The 23018-nt window shown below is 63.3% G+C and carries 19 protein-coding genes; 13 read left to right on the forward strand and 6 right to left on the reverse strand.

Annotated elements, in window-relative coordinates; genetic code table 11:
• Nucleotides 1-7 precede the first annotated feature (7 nt).
• Together rhaI and B5M41_RS19100 are read right to left on the reverse strand one after the other, a co-directional pair.
• Nucleotides 8-1297 (reverse strand): L-rhamnose catabolism isomerase, encoded by a 1290-nt coding sequence (rhaI, locus tag B5M41_RS19095; protein ID WP_134650118.1) that lies wholly within the window; start codon nt 1295-1297, stop codon nt 8-10.
• 22 nt (nt 1298-1319) lie between these two features.
• Nucleotides 1320-3422, reverse strand: coding sequence for a bifunctional rhamnulose-1-phosphate aldolase/short-chain dehydrogenase (locus B5M41_RS19100; RefSeq protein ID WP_134650119.1), 2103 nt, complete (start codon nt 3420-3422; stop codon nt 1320-1322).
• A gap of 178 nt (nt 3423-3600) precedes the next feature.
• Here B5M41_RS19100 and B5M41_RS19105 point away from each other — a divergent pair, with 178 nt between their 5' ends.
• The 7 genes from B5M41_RS19105 (at nt 3601) to B5M41_RS19135 (ending at nt 10735) form a co-directional block, all read left to right on the forward strand.
• Nucleotides 3601-4404, forward strand: a complete 804-nt coding sequence (locus tag B5M41_RS19105) for a DeoR/GlpR family DNA-binding transcription regulator (RefSeq protein ID WP_134650120.1) — start codon at nt 3601-3603, stop codon at nt 4402-4404.
• A gap of 35 nt (nt 4405-4439) precedes the next feature.
• Entirely contained in the window at nt 4440-5429 is a 990-nt protein-coding gene (gene rhaS / locus B5M41_RS19110) for a rhamnose ABC transporter substrate-binding protein (RefSeq protein WP_134650121.1), read from the forward strand.
• A gap of 123 nt (nt 5430-5552) precedes the next feature.
• Nucleotides 5553-7067 carry a sugar ABC transporter ATP-binding protein gene (locus B5M41_RS19115; RefSeq protein ID WP_134650122.1) on the forward strand — a complete coding sequence of 505 codons (1515 nt, stop codon included), beginning with the start codon at nt 5553-5555 and terminating at the stop codon, nt 7065-7067.
• Nucleotides 7064-8044, forward strand: a complete 981-nt coding sequence (locus B5M41_RS19120) for an ABC transporter permease (protein ID WP_134650123.1) — start codon at nt 7064-7066, stop codon at nt 8042-8044. Before B5M41_RS19115 ends, B5M41_RS19120 begins: the two co-directional genes overlap by 4 nt.
• Complete coding sequence (locus B5M41_RS19125; protein ID WP_134650124.1) at nt 8041-9042, forward strand: ABC transporter permease; 1002 nt, start codon at nt 8041-8043, stop codon at nt 9040-9042. The genes B5M41_RS19120 and B5M41_RS19125 overlap by 4 nt, the downstream gene beginning before the upstream one ends.
• Entirely contained in the window at nt 9039-9368 is a 330-nt protein-coding gene (rhaM, locus tag B5M41_RS19130) for an L-rhamnose mutarotase (RefSeq protein WP_134650125.1), read from the forward strand. Before B5M41_RS19125 ends, rhaM begins: the two co-directional genes overlap by 4 nt.
• An 11-nt stretch (nt 9369-9379) precedes the next feature.
• Nucleotides 9380-10735, forward strand: coding sequence for an FGGY-family carbohydrate kinase (locus B5M41_RS19135; RefSeq protein ID WP_134650126.1), 1356 nt, complete (start codon nt 9380-9382; stop codon nt 10733-10735).
• Here the strand turns inward: B5M41_RS19135 and B5M41_RS19140 are convergent.
• A complete protein-coding gene (locus B5M41_RS19140) occupies nt 10732-11565 on the reverse strand; it encodes a helix-turn-helix transcriptional regulator (protein WP_134650127.1) in 834 nt (277 codons plus the stop codon). The genes B5M41_RS19135 and B5M41_RS19140 overlap by 4 nt on opposite strands.
• A 95-nt stretch (nt 11566-11660) precedes the next feature.
• Between B5M41_RS19140 and B5M41_RS19145 the strand changes: the two genes are divergently transcribed.
• Nucleotides 11661-12569, forward strand: coding sequence for an SDR family oxidoreductase (locus tag B5M41_RS19145; RefSeq protein ID WP_134650128.1), 909 nt, complete (start codon nt 11661-11663; stop codon nt 12567-12569).
• On the opposite strand, the gene B5M41_RS19150 is transcribed toward B5M41_RS19145, so the two are convergent.
• The 3 genes from B5M41_RS19150 to B5M41_RS19160 all read right to left on the reverse strand — a co-directional run bounded on the left by B5M41_RS19150 (nt 12566) and on the right by B5M41_RS19160 (nt 18181).
• Entirely contained in the window at nt 12566-15547 is a 2982-nt protein-coding gene (locus B5M41_RS19150) for an autotransporter outer membrane beta-barrel domain-containing protein (RefSeq protein WP_134650129.1), read from the reverse strand. The genes B5M41_RS19145 and B5M41_RS19150 overlap by 4 nt on opposite strands.
• 125 nt (nt 15548-15672) lie before the next feature.
• Complete coding sequence (locus tag B5M41_RS19155) at nt 15673-16995, reverse strand: amidase (protein WP_134650130.1); 1323 nt, start codon at nt 16993-16995, stop codon at nt 15673-15675.
• 109 nt (nt 16996-17104) lie between these two features.
• On the reverse strand, nt 17105-18181 hold the full coding sequence (locus tag B5M41_RS19160) for a helix-turn-helix transcriptional regulator (RefSeq protein ID WP_230640226.1): 1077 nt from the start codon (nt 18179-18181) through the stop codon (nt 17105-17107).
• A 146-nt stretch (nt 18182-18327) separates the two neighbouring features.
• Here B5M41_RS19160 and B5M41_RS19165 point away from each other — a divergent pair, with 146 nt between their 5' ends.
• The 5 genes from B5M41_RS19165 to B5M41_RS19185 are packed head-to-tail and all read left to right on the forward strand — an operon-like array spanning nt 18328 to nt 23018.
• On the forward strand, nt 18328-19458 hold the full coding sequence (locus B5M41_RS19165; RefSeq protein WP_134650131.1) for an ABC transporter substrate-binding protein: 1131 nt from the start codon (nt 18328-18330) through the stop codon (nt 19456-19458).
• A gap of 26 nt (nt 19459-19484) precedes the next feature.
• On the forward strand, nt 19485-20216 hold the full coding sequence (locus B5M41_RS19170) for an aspartate/glutamate racemase family protein (RefSeq protein WP_134650132.1): 732 nt from the start codon (nt 19485-19487) through the stop codon (nt 20214-20216).
• On the forward strand, nt 20216-21118 hold the full coding sequence (locus B5M41_RS19175) for an ABC transporter permease (protein WP_134650133.1): 903 nt from the start codon (nt 20216-20218) through the stop codon (nt 21116-21118). Before B5M41_RS19170 ends, B5M41_RS19175 begins: the two co-directional genes overlap by 1 nt.
• Nucleotides 21115-21942 (forward strand): ABC transporter permease, encoded by an 828-nt coding sequence (locus B5M41_RS19180; RefSeq protein ID WP_167719188.1) that lies wholly within the window; start codon nt 21115-21117, stop codon nt 21940-21942. Before B5M41_RS19175 ends, B5M41_RS19180 begins: the two co-directional genes overlap by 4 nt.
• Nucleotides 21939-23018, forward strand: coding sequence for an ABC transporter ATP-binding protein (locus tag B5M41_RS19185; RefSeq protein ID WP_167719191.1), 1080 nt, complete (start codon nt 21939-21941; stop codon nt 23016-23018). The genes B5M41_RS19180 and B5M41_RS19185 overlap by 4 nt, the downstream gene beginning before the upstream one ends.

Consider the following 23018-nt stretch of genomic DNA (forward strand, 5'->3'; position numbering starts at 1 on the left):
CCTTGCATCAGACGATGCCGCCGCCCGCGCCGGATATTGCCGGGCGTAGCGTGGCGACCCTGGCGCGATAACCGGAGGCGCGGAAAGCGGTGACCGGATCGATCGCTGCGCCCTTCTCGAACCGCGCCATCGCCAGGATCGGCTCGACATCGGTGCGGAACGCTTTTTTCAACGTGGTCGTCGCCATCAGGGCATCGTTGTCTTCCTGAAACCCCTCCAGCGCCTTTCGGTCGACGAGAAGGGCGGTGGCATAGGCGCGTTGCACTTCCATGGCCGAAATCATCAGGCTTTCGATCGGGTCCGTGACGTTGTGCGACTGGTCGAGCATATGGGCGGGACGGAAGCCTTCCGCGCCGCGGATCTCGGCGTCGACCAGTTCGTTGAAGACGAGGAAGAGGCGATAGGGATCGATCGAACCCGTATCGAGGTCGTCGTCACCATACTTCGAATCGTTGAAGTGGAAGCCGCCAAGCTTCTTCGCCTGGATCAGGCGCGCAACGATCATCTCGATATTGACGTTGGGCGCATGGTGACCGAGGTCGACGAGGCAGTAAGCCTTCGGCCCGAGCGCTTCGGCGATCATGTAGTTGGTGCCCCAGTCCTGTACGACGGTCGAGTAGAAGGCCGGCTCGTACATCTTGTGCTCGGTGAAGATGCGCCAGTCCTCGGGCAGCGCCTTGTAGACCGTCCGCATCGCGTCGAGGTAGCGCTCGAACTGCCTGGTGAAATTCGTCTGGCCGGGAAAGTTGGAGCCGTCGCCGACCCACACCGTTAACGCCTTCGAACCGATGGCCTTGCCGATTTCGATACATTCGATGTTGTGCTCGGCGGCTTGCTGGCGCGTCGCGGCGCTGGCATGCGACAGCGAGCCGAACTTGTAGGAATGCGTCTGGTCCGCCTGGTCCTGGAACGTGTTGGAATTCATGGCATCGAAGGCAAGACCCGTTTCTTCGGCCTTGGCCTTCAGCGCGGCCGGATCGGCCTTGTCCCACGGGATGTGCAGCGAGACCGAGGGTGTCGCGCCGGTGAGCCGGTGGATGACGGCGCAGTCGTCCATTTTGTCGAAGATGTCGCGCGGCTCGCCGGCGCCCGGAAAACGCGCAAAACGCGTGCCGCCGGTTCCCACCCCCCATGAGGGGACGGCAACGCCATAGTGCGCCACCTTCGCCTTGATCGCATCGATATCGATGCCGCGGCGGTTGAGATGCTCGCCGAGCGCGGCGTAGTCCGCTTTCAGCGCCGCCGCCGCCCCGTCATTATGTGCGTCTACGACGCTCTTTTCGATTCCCGTCATCATCGTCCTCCCAGAGCGGCCGGTCTCAGCGCGTGAACGCCTGGACGTTGCCGGCGTCCACGTTGATGATGTTGCCCGTCGATTTGGACGAGGCCTCCGAGGCGAAGAAGTAGGTTGCTTCCGCAACGTCTTCCGGCAGCACCGAACGCTTCAGCATGGAGCGCTGGCGGTACATTTCCTCCAGCCCCTCCTTGTCCGTCTTGTAGGTCGAGGCGCGCTGGTCGAGCCATTCGCCGGACCAGATCTTGGAGCCGCGCAGCACGGCATCCGGATTGACCACGTTGACGCGGATGCCGGCATCCGCCCCTTCCAGTGCCAGGCAGCGCGCGAGATGGATTTCGGATGCCTTGGCCGTGCAATAGGCCGATGCGTTGGGAGAGGCGGCAAGGCCGTTCTTGGAGGCGATGAAGATCACCGACCCACCGATCGCCTGCTGGCGCAACACCTTGAATGCCTCACGGGCGACGAGGAAGTAGCCGGTGGAGAGAATGGCGAGGTTCCGGTTCCAGAGTTCCAGCGACGTTTCCTCCACCGGGGCGGACGAGGCGATACCGGCGTTGGAAACGACGATGTCGATACCGCCGAATTCGACCGCGATCTCCGCATAGGCATCGATCACGGCGGCTTCGTCGGTCACGTTCATTTGCACGGTGCGCACGACATCCCGGCCGTGGCGGCCCGCGAGATTGTCGGCGGCCGAGGCAAGGGCGGTCTCGTCGATATCGGCGAGCACGACGCACGCACCTTCGGAAAGCAGCCGGGCGGCGGTCGCCGAGCCGATACCACCGGCGCCGCCGGTGACGACGGCGATGCGGCCGGCGAGCGACTTCGGCTTCGGCATGCGCTGCAATTTCGCTTCTTCAAGCAGCCAGTATTCTATGTCGAAGGCTTCCTGCTCGGGCAGGCCGACATAGGTCGAGACGGTCGAGGCGCCACGCATGACATTGATGGCGTTGGTGTAGAATTCGCCGGAAATGCGCGCCGTCGCCTTGTCCTTGGCGAACGTGATCATGCCGACGCCCGGCACGAGATAGACGATGGCGTTGGGGTCGCGCAGCGCCGGGCTGTCGGCATGCTTGCAACGGTCGTAATAGGCGGCATAGTCCTTCCGATAGCCTTCCACAGTCGGCTTCAGGCTTTCCAGCGTTGCCGCGACATCCGGCTTTGCAGGATCGAAATCGACGACCAGCGGGCGGATTTTCGTCCGCAGGAAATGGTCGGGGCAGGAGGTGCCGAGCGCGGCGAGCGCCTCCATGTCCTTGCCGCAGACGAATTGCAGCACGGCGTCGCTGTCGTCGAAATGCCCGACCATATGGGCCTCTTCCGAAACCATGCCGCGGATCGCCGGCATCAAGCGCGCGGCGACGGCACGTCGTTCTCTAGCGGCGAGCGCCTTGTGCCTTTCGCCGCCGAAAATCGCCTTGCCGGCCGTTTCCGTCTCGAACCAGGCGATTGCCCGGTTGATGACGTCGATGGTGAGCCCGTAGCAGGATTCGGCGTCGTCGGCCCAGGTGAAGAGGCCGTGGCTTTCGAGAACCACGCCCTTTGCGCCGGGGTTTTCGAGGCAGAATGTCTCCAGCCAGAGGCCAAGTTCGAAGCCCGGACGCTTCCACGGCAGCCAACCGATCTCGCCGCCGAAAATCTGTTGGGTCAGCGCCTTCGAATTGGCGGACGCCGCTATGGCGATGATGGCGTCAGGATGCATGTGGTCGACATGCTTTTTCGGCACATAGGCATGCAGCGGCGTATCGATGGAGGCGGCGCGGGCGTTGAGATTGAACGTGCAATGGGGCAGGTAGCCGACCATCTCGTCTTCGAAGTCCACGCCGCGATAGAGGCCCTTCAACGCGCGCAGCTTGTCCATATAGAGCGTGGCGAAGCCGTCCATCCTGATCGTCCCGACGTCGCCGCCCGAGCCTTTCACCCAGAGGACCTCGACCGTTTCGCCGGTGAGCGGGTCCTTCTGCATGACCTTCGCGGAGGTGTTCCCGCCGCCGTAATTGGTGACGCGCTTGTCGGATCCGAGAAGGTTGGAGCGGTAGAGAAGCAGCTCCGGCTCGCTCATGCCGGCCGCACGGGCCTTATCCCACAGGTTCCTCAGCCGCGAACCGGCCTCTTGTGTCGACATCTCTTCCTCCCGGCGCGATGCGCATATTTGGCTTTTGCGCTATCGATGCGGCAGAAATGTTTTCAAGTCAATCGCATTCAATCAAAATCGATCATATTGCACTGCGATATGATTATTTCTGATTGGATATGATTGACAAGTTTCGCGTTCAGTGGAAAGTTCAGGCAAGGAGGATTTCATGCACGAGAAAGAGCGCCATCGCATCATTTTGTCCGCGGTCCAGGAAAAGCCTGTCGTGACCGTGGGCGAAATGGTTGAACTGACGGAATCGTCTGAAGCGACGATCCGGCGGGACATTGCGACGCTGCACGTGCAGAAGAAGCTGCGCAGGGTGCGCGGTGGTGCCGAGGCGATCAATCCGCCGCAGTTCCCCGGTCTTGCCGGCCGGCCGTTCTCCGTCAATGAAACGATCAATATCGCTCAGAAGCGCGCGATCGCGCTGAAGGCGGTGGAACTGTGCGTCGACGGCGACCCGATCATCATCAACGGCGGCACGACGACGTTCCAGATGGTGCATCTTCTGGCAGCGCGCCGCATGCAGATCTTCACCAACTCCTTTCCGATCGCCGAGCACCTGCTGAAGCATTCCAAGAACACGATCATGCTGTCCGGCGGCGTCATCTATCGCGAGCAGAACATCATTCTCAGCCCTTTCGAGAACGATGTGACGCGCAATTTCTACGCCCGGCGCATGTTCATGGGCGCGCAGGGCCTGGGCAAGCTCGGTCTCATGGAGGCCGATCCGCTGCTGATCCAGGCCGAGCAGAAGCTCATGGGCCAGGCCGACGAACTCGTCGTGCTCGCCGATTCATCGAAATTCGGCAAGCGGTCCAGCCTTGTGCTCTGCCCGCTGGACCGTGTGACGACTGTCATCACCGATGACGGAATTCGCGACGAGGACCGACAGATGCTGGAGGAGGCAGGCGTCGGGCTGATCATCGCGGATAAAACAGCAAGGGATCAGGCCTCGATCGTCGCGTGAGCGCCGTCGGGGAAACTTCAACGGGAGGAACCACCATGAAATTTCTGCACAAGCTTGCAATTTCCACGGCCATCGCCGCCGCCCTGATGGCGGGGCCCGCGTCCGCTGCCGAGCGCATCGCGCTCGTCGTCAAGTCGCTCGGCAACGGCTTCTTTGATGCCGCCGCCAAGGGAGCGGAGGAGGCCGCCAAGGAAATCGGCGACATCGAGGTCATCTATACCGGTCCCACCTCTGCCACGGCCGAAGGCCAGATCGAAATCATCAATTCGCTGATCGCCCAGCAGGTCGACGCGATCGCCATCTCGGCCAACGATCCCGACGCGCTCGTTCCGGTCCTCAAGAAGGCGATGGATCGCGGCATCAAGGTGATCTCCTGGGATTCCGGCGTCGCCAAGGATGGCCGTATGCTGCATCTCAACCCGTCCGATACGAAGCTGATCGGCGAGACCATCATCAAGCTTGCCGCCGATCACCTGCCTGAAGGCGGCGAAGTGGCGATCCTGTCGGCGTCGTCCACCGCGACCAACCAGAACGCCTGGATCGAGGCCGCCAAGGAAGTGCTGCCGACCAAGTTCCCGAAGATCAAGCTCGCCGCCGTGGTCTATGGCGACGATGACTCCGTGAAATCCACAAACGAAGCCAAGGGCCTGATCTCGTCCTATCCGGATCTCAAGGCTATCATCGCGCCGACGACGGTCGGCGTCGTGGCGGCCGCACAGGTCGTCACCGATCAGAAGCTGATCGGCAAGATCAACGTGACCGGCCTGGCGCTTCCTTCCGAGTTCAAGAAGTTCATCGATAACGGCGCGTCGGAAGGCGTGGCGCTGTGGAACCCCATCGACCTCGGCTATTCGGCCGTCTACCTCTCCGACCAGCTCGTCAAGGGCAAGAAGGCAGAGCCGGGCGCGACCTTCTCCATCGGCAAGGTCGGCTCGATCACGCTCGATGAGACAAATGCCGCGGCCATGGCCGCGCCCTACCAGTTCGACAAGTCGAATATCGAGAAATTCTCGAAGATCTACTGAAGCCTTGAAAGGCGACGCGGCGGAGCAATGGTCTCCGCCGCGCTCCTCCTGCGCGCCGGCGGCGATTTCCGGCAGCGTTGTCGCACACTCCTTTCTTCGAAGACAGGTCGGGTCCTGAAGCCGATGACTATCCCAAAAGAGCCGAAGGTCGAGCTGTCGGGGATCTCGAAATCCTTTCCCGGGGTGCGCGCGCTGCACAAGGTGGGGCTGCGCCTCTATCCGGGAGAGGTCACGGCGCTGATCGGCGAGAACGGTGCCGGCAAGTCGACGCTGGTCAAGACCATGACCGGCATCTACCAGCCGGACGAGGGCGAGATCCGGGTTTCCGGCAAGCCCGTCGTGCTGTCGTCGCCGCATGCCGCTTTCCAGGCCGGCATCACCGCGATCCATCAGGAAACGGTTCTCTTCGATGAGCTGTCGGTGGCGGAAAACATCTTCCTCGGTCATGCGCCCCGCGGCGCGTTCGGCCTGATCGACTGGCGGGGAATGAATGCGCGCGCCAGGACGCTGCTTGCGGAAATCGGCGCCGGCCATATCGCGTCCGACACGAAGCTGAAGGACCTTTCCATCGCCAACAAGCATCTGGTGGCGGTGGCGCGCGCGCTTTCGGTCAATGCCGAGGTCGTCATCATGGACGAACCGACGGCCGCCTTGTCCTACAAGGAAATCCAGGACCTCTTCGAACTGGTCGAGCTCTTGAAACAGCAGGGCAAGGCGATCCTGTTCATCTCCCACAAGTTCGACGAGATCTACCGCATCGCCGACCGCTACACGGTCTTCCGCGATGGCGAGATGGTGGGCGAGGGGCTGTTGAAGGACACCTCGCAGCAGGAGATCGTGCGCATGATGGTCGGCCGCTCGGTCGATCAGGTGTTTCCGAAGAAAGAGGTGACGCCCGGCGACGAGGTGCTCAAGGTCGTCGGCTATTGCCATCCGACCGAGTTCGCCGATATCGGCTTTTCGCTTCGGGCTGGAGAAATCCTCGGCTTCTACGGCCTTGTCGGCGCGGGTCGAAGCGAAGTCATGCAATCGCTGTTCGGCATTACGAAACCGTCCAAGGGCGCGGTGCGTATCGATGGCGAGGTGGCCGTCATCCGCTCGCCCGCCCAGGCTGTCGACAGGGGCATCGTCTATGTGCCGGAAGATCGCGGCAAGCAGGGCGCCGTCACCGGCCTGCCGATCTTCCAGAACGTGACGCTCGCTTCGCTCAGAAAGACCTCGCGGCACGGTTTCCTGCGGCTGGCGGAGGAGTTCAAGCTGGCGCGCGAATATACCGAGCGGCTGGACCTGCGTGCTGCCGCACTCGACCAGAATGTCGGCAACCTCTCTGGCGGCAACCAGCAGAAAGTGGTGATCGCCAAGTGGCTGGCGACAAAGCCGCGCGTCATCATCCTTGATGAGCCGACCAAGGGCATCGATATCGGCTCGAAGGCGGCGGTCCACGAGTTCATGTCGGAGCTCGCCTCGCAGGGGCTCGCCGTGATCATGGTCTCCTCCGAACTCCCCGAGATCATGGGGATGAGCGACCGCATCGTGGTCATGCGCGAGGGCCGCATCGTCGGTGAATTCGAAAACAATGCCACCCTGAAACCGGAGATGCTGGTCAGGGCGGCCGCAGGCATCGGGGAGGCCGCATGAGCGCGATCGTCAAAGTGCGGGAATTCTGGCTGGCGGTGCTTATCGCAGCGCTGGTCTTCGCCGCCAACCTGCGCGCGCCGGGCTTCGCGTCGCCATCGCGCCTTTCCGGCATCGTCGAGGATTCATCCATCCTCATGATCCTTGCGCTCGGCCAGATGGTGGTGATCCTCACCCGCTCGATCGACCTGTCCATGGCGTCCAACCTTGCCCTTTCCGGCATGATCGTGGCGCTGATCAACCAGGCCGCTCCCGGCATTCCCGTGCCGATGCTGATGGCGGTGGCTGCTTTCAGCGGCCTGCTGCTCGGGGCGCTCAACGGCGTGTTCATCTGGGGGCTCGGTATTCCCGCCATCGTCGTGACGCTCGGCTCGCTCACCATCTATCGCGGCGTCATCTTCCTGATCGCCGGCGGACAATGGGTGAATGCGGATGCGTTTTCGCCGTCCTTCGTGGCCTTCACGCGCATCGAGGTCTTGGGGCTGCCACTGCTCGTCTGGTATGCGGTCGCCATCATACTCGCCTTTGTGGTCCTGATGTCGCGCACGGCGCTCGGCCGATCCTTCTATGCGGTCGGCGTCAATCCCACGGCGGCGGTCTATGCCGGCATCGACGTCGGTCGCACGACCTTCCTTGCCTTCTGTATCTCCGGCCTTCTGTCCGGCTTCTGCGGCTATCTCTGGGTTTCGCGCTATGTCATCGGCTCGGTCGAAGTGGCGCGCGGTTACGAATTGACCGTGGTCGCGGCCTGCGTCATCGGCGGCATCTCGATTTCCGGCGGCGTCGGCACCGTGGCGGGCGCGGTGCTTGGCGCACTCTTCCTCGGCGTCATCAACGGTGCCTTGCCGGTCATCAATATCTCGCCCTTCTGGCAGATGGCGATCTCGGGCGCGGCGATCATCCTTGCCGTCGTTCTCAACGGGCGCGGCGCCAAGCGCAGCCAGCGCCTCATTCTCAGAACCGCGGAGGCTGCCGCATGAGCGTGCCATCCACCGAAACCCGCCACATTCCCGATCGTCTCGGCACGCCGCTGCGCTCGGCGGTCTTCTCCTGGCCGAGCCTGCTGCTGGCGGTCGGCATCGTGCTTTTCGTCGTCAATTCGTTCGCCTCGCCCTATTTCCTGTCGCCGTGGGCGCTCTCGGACGCGACCTTCAACTTCACGGAAAAGGCGCTGATTGCGCTCGCCATGGCGCTGCTGATCATCTCCGGGGAAATCGATCTCTCGGTGGCCTCGATCATCGCGCTCGCCTCGACCATGATGGGCCTGGCGCTGCAATACGGCGCGGGTACGCCCGAGCTGGTGCTGATCGGGATTGCGACCGGGATCGTCTGCGGTGCGTTCAACGGGTTCCTGGTGACCGGGCTTGGACTGCCGTCCATCGTCGTGACGATCGGCACGATGAGCTTCTTTCGCGGCATTTCCTATATCGTGCTCGGCGACCAGGCCTTCAAAGGCTATCCGGCCGGCTTCGCCTATTTCGGCCAGGGCTATGTTTTCTGGGTGTTCTCCTTCGAGTTCGCGCTCTTCGTCCTCTTCGCGCTCTTCTATTACGTGCTCCTGCACCGCACGAATTTCGGCCGGCAGGTCTTCGCCATCGGCAACAACGACGTGGCCGCCCGCTTTTCAGGCATCCGGGTCGAGCGGGTGAAATTCATCCTCTTCCTGCTGACCGGTCTCATGTCTGGCATTGCCGCGGTACTTTTGACCTCCCGGCTCGATTCCACCCGTCCCTCCATCGCGGCCGGCTGGGAGCTTGAAGCGGTGACCATGGTCGTGCTCGGCGGCGTCTCCATTCTCGGCGGCGCGGGAACGATCCAGGGCGTGGTTCTGGCTGCGCTCATCATGGGCCTCGTCACCTTCGGCCTTGGCCTCCTCAACGTTCCGGGCATCGTGATGTCGATCTTCATCGGCCTGCTGCTCATCTTCGTCATCGCCCTGCCGATCGTCTTCCGCAAGGTCAGGAACCGCCGCCGATGAGCCATGCCGGTCTCGAGAAACACGCCTTCAAGATGCTGCTCAATTCCGGGATGAAGGACGAGTACAAGCGCCGGCACGATGCGATATGGCCGGAGCTCGTGGATCTTCTGCACGCCGCAGGCGTCTGCGATTACTCGATCTTTCTCGATGAGGAGACCAATGTGCTGTTCGGCGTGCTGTGGCGGCGAAAGGATCATACGATGGCCGCGCTGCCGCAGACGGCGCTCATGCAGAAATGGTGGGCGCACATGGCCGACATCATGACGACGAACGACCGAAACGAGCCGATCGCCATCGATCTCACGCCCGTCTTCCACATGGAATGAGCTGAAACCCGATGCGCCACATCGCCGTCATCGACATCGGCAAGACCAACGCGAAAGTCGCGCTGGTCGCACGCGAGAGCCTGACGGAAGTCGCGGTCATGCGCAGGCCGAACGCGGTGCTGAAGGGCCCGCCCTATCCGCATTATGACATCGAGGGCCTTTGGGATTTCATTCTGGACGCGCTGAGGCGCTTCCAGGCGCAGTTCGGTGTCGATGCCATTTCCATGACAACCCATGGCGCCTCGGCGGTGCTTCTCGATGACGAGGGCAAGCTTGCCGCGCCTGCGCTGGACTACGAATTCGACGGTCCTGACAGCCTTGCCGCGGAATATGATGCCGCCCGCCCGCCGTTTGCCGAGACGGGTTCGCCGCGCCTGCCGCTCGGCCTGAATCTCGGCGCCCAGCTATTCTGGCTGTTCAAGACAGTTCCGGGATTGCTGGAGCGGACGCGAACGATTCTGACCTATCCGCAATACTGGGCCTTCCGCCTGAGCGGTGTTGCGGTCAACGAGGTGACGTCGCTTGGTTGCCATACCGATCTCTGGGATCCGGAGGCCGGACGATATTCCACGCTGGTCGAACGTGAAGGCTGGGCGGCGTTGATGGCGCCGGTGGTGCGCGCGTCCAACCGGCTGGGTCCGGTCTTGCCTCAGATCGCTTCGGCGACAGGGCTCGCGCCCGCGACACCTGTCATCTGCGGTATTCACGATTCCAATGCCTCGCTCTATGCCCATCTCGTTGCCCGCGACGAACCCTTTGCCGTCGTCTCGACGGGGACATGGGTCATCTCGATGGCCATGGGAGGCGCCAAGGTTACACTCGACCCGGCGCGCGATACGCTCGTCAATGTCAACGCCCACGGTGACGCCGTTCCCTCTGCCCGCTTCATGGGCGGGCGGGAATTCGAGCGCCTGATCGGCGACGCCCGCAATGCCCATGCGGCCGCGGATGTCGATGCCGTTCTGGCGCGTGGTGTCATGCTTCTGCCGGCGGTCGAAAATCAGTCCGGCCCGTTTCAGGAGCGCAAGGCGGAATGGACGGTGGACGCGGCGACATTGGCGCCGGCGGAACGGTTCGTCGCGGTCTCCTTCTACCTCGCGCTGATGACGGCGACGGGGCTCGAGATCGTCGGGGCGCAAGGCCCGGTTCTGGTCGAAGGTCCGTTCGCCCAAAACGCGGCCTATCTCGACATGCTGGCCGCCTCGACCGGCCGGCCTGTGGAAGCCGTAGCCGGCACCGGAACCAGCGTTGGCGCTGCCTTGCTGGATGCGGACGGCCGACCTCCCGCCACGGGCAGGGCAAATCCACGCCCGCGACACGAGGCTGCGTTGCGTCGCTATGCCAGCGCGTGGCAGGCGCGGCTCTAGGCTGAAGGATCGGCGATCAGCGCGCGAAACCGCGCCATGATCTCTGCATTGGCCGGATTGTAGACCATCATGTTGAGGTCCGGCCGGCCCTCGACCGCAAAGCTCGAGAATTCCAGCTCGATTGATCCGAGGTGAGGGTGATGAAGGCGCTTGATGCCTTCGCGCGCGCCCGCGATTTCATTGTCGTCCCACATTGCCTTGAATTCCGGACTGTTGGCGGAGAGTTCATCGACCAACTGCCGGATTTCCATCCCCGCGCCGGCGCGTGCGGCGTCCGCACGAAAGGCCCCGACGACATAACGGGCGACGTTGCGCCAGTCGTCCTGCGCAGCGCGCACCCGCTCGTCTGAAAAGATCATGCGCAAGATGTTGCGCCGGTCCGGCGGCAGCTTGGCATAGTCCGTCAGGATGATCGCGGCCGCCTTGTTCCACGCCACCACGTCCCATGTTGCCGTCCGGATGATGGCGGGGCTGAAGGGCATGGCGTCCAGCACGCGTTGCAGCCGGGGTGTGATGCCGTCGTGCTGGCGATAGTGCGGCTCGGGGGGATGGCCGAATGCCAGAACATGAAGGTGATCGCGTTCCGGCTCGGTCAGCATGAGCCCCGCGGCGATACGGTCGAGCACATGGGAGGACGGGGCCCCGCCGCGTCCCTGCTCCAGCCAGGTGTACCATGTCGGGCTGATATTGGCGCGCTGGGCAACTTCTTCGCGACGCAGGCCCGGTGTGCGCCGCCGCCCGGGCTGGAAGCCGAAGGTCGCCGGATCAAGCCGCATGCGTCGGTCGCGCAGGAAGGTCCCCAGCGCTTTGTCGTTGGCGGTGCCGCTCATGCGATCCTGTTGCTCATTATACTAGGATAAAGTCACTACTTTAACAGGACAACTTTTCATGAGATCCCGGTGCGCGTCAATGCAGGAGATGTTTCATGCGTGTTTTTCTGACAGGTGCCACCGGGTTCATCGGCTCCCGGATCCTTGGTGAATTGCTGGCCGGGGGTCATGAGGTCATAGGCCTCACGCGCTCCGATGCCGGAGCAAACGAGCTTGCGCGCGCCGGCGCTTCCGCCCATATCGCAACGCTGGACGATCCGGCGCGCCTCGCGCGTGGAGCGGAGAACGCCGATGCCGTCATCCACACGGCGTTCGATCACGATTTTACGAACTTCGTGGCCAATTGCGAAAAGGATCGTCGGGTCATCGCGGCGCTTGGATCCGTGCTCAAGGGCTCGGACCGGCCCATGCTCATCACGTCGGGCGTCGGGCTCGGCAATCCCGGCAACGGAGAGCCCGCGCGCGAGGACGTGTTCGACGCGCACCACCGCAATCCGCGCATCGCCTCGGAACTGGCGGGCCAGGAGCAACTGGAAGCCGGCGTCAATATCGGTGTCGTTCGGCTTCCGCAGGTGCATGACACGGTCAAGCAGGGCCTCATCTCGCCCTATATCGCGATGGCGCGCGAAAAGGGTGTTGCGGCTTATGTCGGCGAGGGTGCCAATCGCTGGGCGGCCGCACATGTAAGCGATGTGGCGACGCTCTATGTTCTGGCACTGGCGCGCGCCGAGCGCGGCGCCCGCTACAATGCCGTCGCGGAAGAGGGCATTGCCATGCGCGATATCGTCGGCGTGATTGCGGCCGGCCTCGGACTTCCCGTGGTTTCGCTGTCGCCGGACGAGGCCGAACGCCATTTCGGCTGGCTCAGCCTCTTCGCCGCGGCCGACATCAGCGCCACCAGCGCGCTGACCCGGCAGAAACTCGGCTGGGTTCCGACGGGGCCTGGTTTGCTCGATGACCTCCGGGCGATGAACTTTTCCATGCTCGATGCCATCGCAAACTAGAAGTTCACGAGCAGGTTTGCCTGGGCGGTGTGGGAATGCAGGCCATTGGCGAAGGCGCCTGAATAGCTGAGCGTAAGGCGAGCCGATTTCGAGAGCCTTGCGGTAACGCCGGCTTTCACGACGGCGGCGTCGCGGGGCAGGGACACGCCTTTCAGGATGAAAGGTGACCCGCCGGAAAAGGCAAGGGTCGCGGATGGCGCCAGATCGCCGGCCGCATGCCGCCAGCCGAGCGTTCCTGTCAGGGTTACCGGAATGTCGTAGGCCGGCAGGTCCGCCGAAAAGCGGGCGCCGATGGTGGATATGACCAGATCGCTTGAGCCGCTGCCGGCTGTCAATGCGGCCGCCCCGCCCGTTTCGCCGAAAGCATCGGTATCGAGATTGACATAGGCGAGGTTGGCGAAGGGCTGGAGTCTGACAGCCGACAGGTCCATATCGGCGGACATCTCGGCGAAGGCCTGCAGGCTATCGCTGTCATAATCGGCTTCGACGCGATCTTCGAAATTGCTGAACGCGATCGTGCGTCGGGTTGATATCCCGTTGCGGCTGTAAATTGCCCCTCCCGTGAGGTTGACAGGCCCGACCGAGCCGGCGGCGTAGACGCCGACATGATAGGTGTCGGCATCCGCCTGCGGCTGCACGGAGAGACGGCTATAACCGACGAGACCGCCCAGACGCCAGTCGTCGGCGACAGCCAGATCGCCTCCGACGATGCCGCCTGTGAACCGGCTGTCCATGCCTCTGGCATTGCCGTCGGCCGAAAAGTGGTTTTCCGCAAGCGCGCCCGAGCTCCAGAAGGAAACGCCATCATCCGGCATGTGCCGGTCGCTGATCAGGAAACCCGCGCGATCGAGCACCGCCTCGCGGGGAAAGCGGCTTTCCAATAGGAGCTGGCTTTGCAGGGAGGCGTGCACCTCGCCGTTCAACTGCGCAAAGGTGTCCGCAGCTGTCGTGACATCGAGTGGCAGCACGGAGAGGAAGAGCGGGTTCGAAGCGCCCAGCGCTTCGACGGCCGCTGCCGTGGCGCGGTCGTTGCCGGTCTGCGCAACGTCGGAGAAGCGGACATCGTTGCGGTCGAGATCGACGTTCACCTGCTTTGCGCCGTAGACGAGTGTCGGCGAAAGGAAGGCGAAATCGCTCTCGATGGCGCCGAAACGGCCCGTGACGCTGTCCGCCGTCAGGATTGTGTAGCGGTTCGTCAGACCGTAGGTGCCGCCGGCATTGTTCAAACGCACCGTGCCGCCATCGATGGTGAGGGCGCCGGCAACGTCCACCCTGTCGGCGTTGCCCGCGCCGGTGATATCGACATCGTAGAACGAGCCTGTGCCAAACCGCAGGTCTCCGTCGACGGTCAGCGTGGCTATTCCGGGTCCTGGCGAGAGCACGCCGCCTGAATTCACCGTAATGCCGCCCACAATTCCGGTGCCGGACAGCAGGCCGCCATCGAAAACATCGATCGTGCCGTCCACCGTGCCATGGTTGACGAGCGCGCCGCCGGTGATTTGAACCGCCCCGGCGATTTCGCCCGTATTCGTGAATGTGCCGCCGCTGTTGGCGAGCCCGGCGACGATGCCGTCATTGGAGGCGATGCCCGCATTGACGACGGCGCCTGTCCTGCCGCTGTTGTTGTTGGTGAAGGTGCCTTGGTCGGCGATATTGACGTCCGCCAGCGTGGCATTGTTGATGACCGTGCCGCCGTTCACGGATGTCGTGCCCGTCACTTCCCCGCCGCTGTTGTTGGTGAAGGTGCCGGCATCGTTGCGGACGGAGGCGATCGTTCCGGCATTCGTGACGCTGCCGGAATTCCTGATGGCGCCGGCCTGCGCATTCGTATTGTTGACGAAGGCAGCGGCGGCCGCGACGTCGGCATCGGTGATGATGAAGTTGTTGGTCACCGTTCCGCCGGTGATCCTGGTCTGTCCGGTAATCTCGCCGTCGGTGTTGTTGGTGAAGCTTCCCGCCGTGTTGGTCAGGGAGGCGATGGTTCCGGCGTTGGACGCATTGCCGGCATTGGTGACCGCGCCCGCCGTTGCATTGCTGGCATTGGTGAAGACGCCGCCCGAACCCACGACGACATCGTCGAGCGTTCCGTTGTTGGTCACGCCGCCGCCGGTCACGGTCGTTCTGCCCGTGACCTCGCCGTCGTTGTTGTTGGTGAAGGAGCCCGCATCGTTTCGGAGGGAGGCGATGCTGCCCGCATTCGACGCGGTGCCGGCGTTGCGCACATTCCCAGCGATACCATTGGAGTTGTTGATGAAGATCGCGGCGGCGGCGACATCGGCATCGGTGATCACGAAATTGTTCGTCACCGTCCCGCCGGTCGCCCTGACGTTTCCGGTGATCTCGCCATCGTTCGTGAACGTGCCGGCCGTGTTGTTCAGTGCGTCGAGCGTGCCGGCATTGCTCGCGGTTCCCGCATTCGTCAGCGTGCCGGCGGATGCGCCATTGTTGTTGGTGAAGGTGCCGCCCGAGGACACTGAGACATCGCCGACCGTGCCGTTGTTGGTCAGCGCCGTCGTGTCGCCGACGGCGGCGCTGCCGAGCGCGCCGTTGACGGAGACGTTGCCCTTGTTGAGGGTCAGCTTCCCATTGAGAGTGCCGTCAATGAACAGGCTGCCGTCATTGAGCTCGACATTCGAATTCATCACGCCATCGGCATTGATGCCGAGGCTGCCGGACTGGATCGTCGTGCCGTTCTTGACGGTCAGGCTGCCGGTGTTGCTGATCGTGACATTGCCGCCATCGATGTCGAGCTTTCCGACCGTGGCACTGTCGGTGACTATGGGCGAGCCGGTATCGACCTCGGCCGTGTCGTTCTCGCCCGGTGGGGACGGGATCCAGTTCGATCCGGTGCTGAACTCGTTGTTCGTGCTGCCTGACCAGACCGACTGGGCGTGGGACGGCGTGACCAGGGTGACGGATGCCAGTGCCGTGAACAAGCCGATACGTCGGGAATAGGCCTGGAGCGGTTGACGTTTCATGGGGCCGTCGATGCTTGTCGCGCCGCCACCCATCGGCGGGATAGATAACAATCCCTAAGCAATCATGGTTAACGAGCGGTAAAAGTCATGGCCAGGAAGCGCCGCCGGGTCCGCCGATCGCCGTTTCAGGCCGTTTGCGAGAAAATTCCTTCGACGGCCTCGCAGATCGACAGCAGATCGCTGTCGCGATTGCGTGCGGCAGTCACCATAAACCCTACGGGCATGGCGCCTTGGATGCGCAGAGGCAAGGAAACGCTGGGAGCGCCCGTCAGGTTGGCGTGCGTCAGCGAGATGATCTCGTCATCCCCTTCCGTCGAGAGGGCAGGGTCCCTGTCTGGCGCCGTGAATGGCACGGTCGGGGCGATCACGGCATCGAGATCGGCCATCACGCGTTCGAATTCGCCGAACCAGCGCCGCTGTTTTTCGATGGCTTCGATATAGCGCGTTGCCGGCACCGTCATTCCGGTCTCAAGGAGATCGCGTGTTCCCGGCGCAAAGCCGTCCGCCCTCTTGGCCATCGTCGTCCTGTGGATGACGGCCGCTTCCGGCATCAGGATATCAAGCAGGGCGGTCGCCATCCCGGCAGGATCGGGAAGCTGGATTTCTGTCAGCGCCACGCCGGCCCGCTCGAGCGACAGGCGTGCCGCATCAAGGGCGGCGCGCACATCGGCCTGCACGGCGCGATGGTACCATTGGTTCCCAACGATCCCGAGGCGCAACGGCTTCAGACTCGGGCGGGCGGGGGCCACGCCGGGGTTAAGGACGGAAAGGGCGATGCTTGCGTCGGCGCTGCTTCGGGCAAACAGGCCGAGGTGATCGAGAGAGGGAGAAAGCGGATAGACGCCGTCCAGAGAGAAGGCCGCAAAGCTCGGCTTGAAGCCGATGACGCCGCAATAGGCGGCAGGGGCCCGGATGGAGCCGCCGGTATCCGTCCCAAGCGCCAGGGGCACGATGCCGGCGGCAACGGCCGCCGCCGATCCACCGCTCGATCCGCCGGCCGTGCGGCTTGGATCGTGCGGATTGTTCGTCTGGCCGAAAGCGGGATGCGCCACGCCGGCGGCGAATTCCAGGAGGTTGGTCTTGCCGAAGAGGATCGCACCGGCCGCGCGCAGGCGCGCCACGCATTCGGCATCGCGCGCGGCATGCCGCGGCGGCACGGCCTTTGTGGCAAAGGTCGTCCTGACATCGGCGACGTCGATGATGTCCTTGATTGCAACCGGGATGCCATGCAGCGGCCCGCGGTCCCGCCCCTGCCGCAGCTCCTCCGTCAACCGCTTCGCCTGGTCGAGAACCTCCGTGGTCATCGGCTCGATGAAAGCGTTGAGATCAGGTTCCAGGCGGGCAAGCCGGTCCTGCGCCTGGCGGCAGGCATCGAGCGGCGTGAAGGCGCCGGACCTGTAGCCGGCCGCCAGTTCGCCGACCGAGAGGAATGCTGTGTCGATGGTCATCGTGGGTTGCTTCCGATGATTGCGTTCGACGCGCAGATCGGCATGGCAGACATCGATAGGCAATGATGCCCGCAGTCACCAGCGGCCACATGATACCGCGGATGCGGGGTCACAGATGGGAGAGCACGGCCGAGATCAGCTCGCGTTCGGTGGTGATGTCCAGCTTCTCGTAAAGCCTGAGCTTGTGGTTCTTGACACCGCCGGTGGTGATGTTGAGCTGCGCGGCGATCGCGGCGTTGGAATATCCCTTCAAGGAAAGGGCGAGAATTTCCTGTTGCCGCTGGGTCAGCTGATGAACGCGCGCGAAATGGGAGAGGCGGTCGTCGAGACCGAAGCTATTGCGTCGGAGCAGATAGACCTCGGCGCCGGCCAGGATCGCGTCGGGGCAGTCGTCATTCAGCCGTGTCAGCGACCAGCCATCGCGGCCGGACGTTTCGGCGATGCGGACGGAACCGATTTCCGCCGGCTGGGGCTCCCGGTCGAAGGCCTGGGCGGCGGCGAGCGACCAGGTATCCGACTGGTAGAGCACCGTGTTGTTGGCGTTCATGATCATGACTTCGGGCTTGCCGCTGGTGTTGTGATGCAGGAACAGCGAAACCTGACGATCGATCGCACGCAGGATATGCTGGTTGTGCATCTCCACCAGCATGGTCTGCAACTCGCGCGCCAGCGCCAGTTCCTCCTGCGAGAAGAGATTGCCCTGCCGGTCGAGGCAAAGAGCGAGAAAGCTGCCGTCGCTGATCGGAAAGAGCAGAGCCAGCTCGTCCTCGATGCCGAGCGTGGAATCGACATAGCGGGCATAGACCCTGTCGAGGGTGCCGTTGCTGCGCAGTTGGCCCAGGCTGAACACCCGCGCATCGGCCTGGTCCGTTCTCTTGGAGAGCGGATCGTGCTGCCACATCCTGTCGGAATACAGCGCCTTGGCGTTCACGTTCATGCCGTTTTCGGAGACGATCAGCGGTTTGCTCAGCGCATCGTAACGGGCGATGATCCAGAGGTCGCACGGGATCATCTGCCGCACGAATTCGACCATGCTTTCGTAGAAGTTGGGATGACCGAGATTGCGAAGCGCGGCGGCCATCAATGCGCCGAAACCCTGGGGCAGGCCGGACGCTGTCGATAGGGGCATGCTCTTGGACATGAACGGGTCTTTCAGCGGTGTTTCATCCATCGACGCAATTTTCATGCCGGCTCCTGCACAGGCACGCCACCCGGGCGACGGGCGGTGACTGCGGTCACTATGGATACCGGAATGGGCAATTGTCTATTGTGAGTGCGCGATTTCTAATCAATTAAGGTCGCCAAAAGGCGCCAGCTCAGGGGAATGTCCAGATGATCGATGACAGCAAGCGCGCAAAGCCGTTCAACCTCTCGCGCCGGGAGCTCCTGCGTCACGGTGCCAATGCCGCACTGTTCGCGACCATCGCCTCGCAGGTCGACCTGACCAGGCCCGCTTTCGCGAACGAGCAGAAGCTGACGGGCCCGCTCAACGTGCTGGCATGGTCCGGCTACAATGATCCCGAATTGATGAAGGGCTTCACCGAGCTCACCGGCATTGAGCTCAACGTCAAGGAAGCCGAGAGCAACGGTGCCCAGCTCAGCCTCGTACAGGCCGGCACGGTCAAGTTCGACGTCATCAACCCGGACGTTGTCTGGACCTCGAAGTTCGCGGAAGCGGGCCTGACCCTGCCCATCGAGACGGCCAAGCTTGCCTCGATCGAAGAGACCATGCCGATGTTCCGCAATCGGCCCGAGACCATGTATGACGGTCAGGTTTACGCCATCCCGACCCGTTTCGGCGTGAACGGCTTCGTCTACTGGCCCGACAAGATCTCCGCAGAAGCCGCACTCGACGCAGAGCTTGCATGGGATCCGTCGCTGAAGGGCCGGGTGGAGATCATCGACTGGCCGGAACTCTATCTCTGGATGACCGGCAAATGGCTGGGCATGGAGACGCCGGAAACCGCGACCGGCGACGATCTGCAGAAGATCCTCGACAAGATGATCGCCTTCCGTCCGAACATGCGTGCCCTGCAGAGCGACATGGGTACGGTCAAGACAGACCTGGCCAACCGCGAGGCCTGGATGGTCTGGGGTTCATCGAGCGACAACGTGCGCACGACGGCCCGCCTGTCCGGCGGCAATGTCGATCTCGCCATTCCCAGGCAGGGCGGCGCGATGTGGATGGAAACGCTTCAGATCGTGCGCGGCACGGAGCACCTTGCGTCTGCCCTGGCCTATATCGACTACATGACGAGCGCCAAGGCCATGAAGCAGATGGCATGGGGGGCCGACAAGTTCGCGGTCACCAATTCCAAGGTCAAGGATCTGCTCACCGCCGATCAGGTCAAGGCGCTTGGCCTCGACATGATGGAGGAATGGGTTTCCAAATGCACGATGAGCCAGGCGCCCGTCGACGACATGGCCTGGGCCGATGCCTGGCAGACATTCAAGGCCGGCTGAACAGACGGCGCATAAGGGAATTTGCCATGCATATCCGTGTGATCGTCCCGGTTCTCGATAGCGACGAACTGGTTGGGAAGGCCGAGAAGGAGTATCGATCCTTCGCGGGCGACGGGGTGACAATCTCGGCCGTGCCGCTCAGGCGCGGCACCAACTCCATCGAATGCGGCTTCGATTCGACGCTGGCCGCGCCCGAGGTGATGAAGCTGGCGCAAGAGGCCGAGGCCGATCGCGTCGACGCCTGCACCATCGCCTGTTTCACCGATCCTGGCCTCGTCGGCGCGCGCGAACTGGTGTCCATTCCGGTCGTCGGGGAGGGCGAGGCGGCGCTGCACATGGCCGCCATGCTCTCGACGCGCTTCACCGTGGTGATCACGGAGAAGCCGTTCTTCTCGTTGATCCGCCGCACGGTTTCCCATTACGGCCTGTCGTCGAACCTCGCCTCGGTGCGCTCGGCGGATGCGAGCGTCATGGATCTCAACGAAAGCCATGTCGCCCACATCGTGGCGGAATGCATCGACAGCGTCGAGCGTGACGGCGCCGAGGCCTTCGTCATGGGCTGCACAGGCACCGGCTTCGATATGGCGATCACCATCGAAGACGCCCTCAAGGCGCATTTCGGCGCCTATATCCCGGTTATCGATCCGGGCAAGGTTGCGCTCCATTTCGCTCGTGCCATGGTCGCGACCGGCTTGAGCCATTCCAAGATGGCTTATCCGCGCCCGGCCTTCGATCGTCGCGAATACGAGTTCGCGTGATGGCAAGCGCGGGTCGGACGATGATGCAGGCCGGTGCCGGATCGGCCGAGAAGCGCCGGCGACGGTTTGCAGCTGCGGGCATTGCGCCGCTCATGCTGTGGCAGTTCGTCTTCTTCGTCGTCCCCGTCATCCTGCTTTTGGTGATCAGTTTCTGGCGCACACGCAACTACCGCATGGTGCCGGATTTCACTTTCGCCAACTATATCGCGGTCTTCACCAACGGCGCGATGTGGCGTGCGCTCCTTCTGTCCGTGCAGACAGCGGCTTTCGTGACGATTGCCTGTGCGGTGCTGGCCTATCCGATCGCGTATTTCATCGCCAAGAAAGCCGGGCGGCTCAAGGGTCTGCTGCTGATCGCGGTCATCGCACCGTTCTGGATCAGCATCGTCATGCGCGTTGCGGCCTGGCGGCTTCTGCTCGGCGAGAACGGCGTCATCAACCAGTCGCTGCTGTCGATCGGGCTGATCGACCAGCCGCTCGGCTTCCTGCTCTATTCTCCGGTCGCGACGTCCATCGGCCTCGTCTATGCCTATCTGCCGCTTTACGTGCTGCCGCTCTATGCCTCGATCGATGCCATCGAGGACAACTGGATCGCGGCCGCGAAGGACCTGAACGCCGGGCCGATGCGCGCCTTCTGGGAAGTGACGTTTCCTCTGTCGCTGCCCGGGCTGATTGTCGGCGCGGTGTTCTGCTTCATCTTCGGTCTCGGCGAGTTCGTGACGCCGGCGCTGCTTGGCGGCGGCAAGCAATTGATGATGTCGCAGGTCATCCAGGACCAGTTCCAGCGCCGGCTCGACTGGCCCGCGGGTGCGGCCATCTCGATCGTCATGCTGGTCATCGTCTTCGCGCTGCTGGCCGTGTCGATGAAATGGTTCCGCAAGGCAAGCGGGGAAAAGCTATGAGCGCACGTCCCAGGTCGCCGCAGGAGAGGGGCGGCTTCGCGCTGCTCAGCCTCTATGCGGTGCTGATCTATCTGTTCCTGTATCTTCCGATCGCCGTCATCGTGCTCTTCGCCTTCGATGCCAAGCCGATCCCCGGCCTGCCGCTCGACACGCTGACGACGGGATGGTTCGTCGAAGCCCTGCGGGACCAGAAGCTGACAGGATCGCTCCTGACCAGCCTGAGGCTGGCCGTCGTCTCGGCCATTCTCTCGACGCTGCTGGCCATGCCGGCCGCCATGGTGCTGGCGTGGCTCCCGATCCGCTTCAAATCTCTCGTGATGGCCATGGTTCTGGGGCCGGTCGTCCTGCCGCAACTCGTGCTGGGGCTCGGCCTGGTCATCCTGCTGCGCTCGGCCCCTGATCTCGTGGGCGAGCCGGCGATCATTCTCGCCCACACCACGATCACGTCGAGCTACGCGACGCTTATCCTCTATTCCCGCTTCCTCGGTTTCCGGCGCAGCTATATCGAGGCCGCGATGAACCTTGGCGCAAGCGAACTGGTCGTGTTCCGCGAGGTCATCCTGCCTCTGGTGCGACCGGCCCTGATATCGGTGTTCATGCTTGCCTTCACCGATGCCTTCGGGGAATTCGTCGTGGCCTGGTTCGTCGCCGGCTTCACCGAAACGCTGCCGATCACCATCTGGACCTCGCTACGGCAGGTGATTTCGCCGAAGGTCTACGCGCTCTCCTCGGTCATCATTCTGGTGACGCTCGCCATCAGCCTCGTTTCACAGCTCTGGGTCATCCGTCAGACGCGTCTCACCAGCAAAGTACAGACCTCATGACCAATACCAAGCCTCCGGCCGTCGAGATCGACGCCATCACCAAGTCCTATGGCGAGACCACCGCGATCCGGGGCGTGTCCATGGACGTGCGCGACGGCGAGTTCGTGACCATTCTGGGCCCGAGCGGCTGCGGGAAATCCACGCTGCTGCGCATGATCAGCGGTTTTGCCGAGCCGACGACGGGCGATGTGCGGATCGGTGGAAAGTCGGTGGTGGGGCTTGCGCCCTACAAGCGCGATACCGCGATGGTCTTCCAGGACTATGCGCTGTTCCCGCACCGCACGATCGCCGAAAACATCGCCTTCGGCCTGCGGATGCGCAAGGTCGAACGTGCGGAAATCGCACGCCGCGTCGATGAGATGCTCGCGCTGATCAACCTGAGCGGCTACGGCGGGCGGCGCGTCAGCGAGATTTCGGGTGGCCAGGCGCAGCGCGTGGCGCTGGGGCGCGCGCTCGTGGTGCGGCCATCCGTCTTGCTGCTCGATGAGCCGCTTGGCGCGCTGGACATGAAACTGCGCAAGCAGATGCAGGCCGAGCTGAAGAAGATCCACCGTGAGCTCGGGCTGACCTTTGTCGCCGTCACCCATGACCAGGAAGAGGCGCTGACGCTTTCCGACCGCATCGCCGTCATGAACGCGGGCAGCGTCGAGCAGTTCGCCGATCCCGAGACCCTTTATCGCCGGCCGGCCACGCGCTTCGTTGCGGATTTCGTCGGCGGCGCCAACCTGATCGATGCCGAAGTCGGGCCGGCTGGTGCCCTGCTTTTCCGTGGGCTGCCCCTGAGCGGCATCGGGTCGGACGCCGTGAAGGACCGCGCCATCGGCGACAAGGTCTCGCTGGTCGTGCGTCCCGAATGCGTTGCCACGTCGGCACTCGGCGGCCAGGCGCCGGGTCCGGCCATCGAGGCTATGGTGACGGAAGTGCTGTTTTCCGGCGCCGTGCAGCAGATTGTCGGGCGTCTAGCCGACGGCTCGCTGTTCGTCGCGCACGAACAGGGACTCAAGCCGCCGCCCGAACGCGGGTCGACTGTGCTGTTTCACTGGGACGGGTCGCTGTCCTGGCTGGTCGCCCGCTGA

Origin of the sequence: Shinella sumterensis (assembly GCF_004514425.2) — a bacterium.
Lineage (GTDB): Bacteria > Pseudomonadota > Alphaproteobacteria > Rhizobiales > Rhizobiaceae > Shinella > Shinella sumterensis.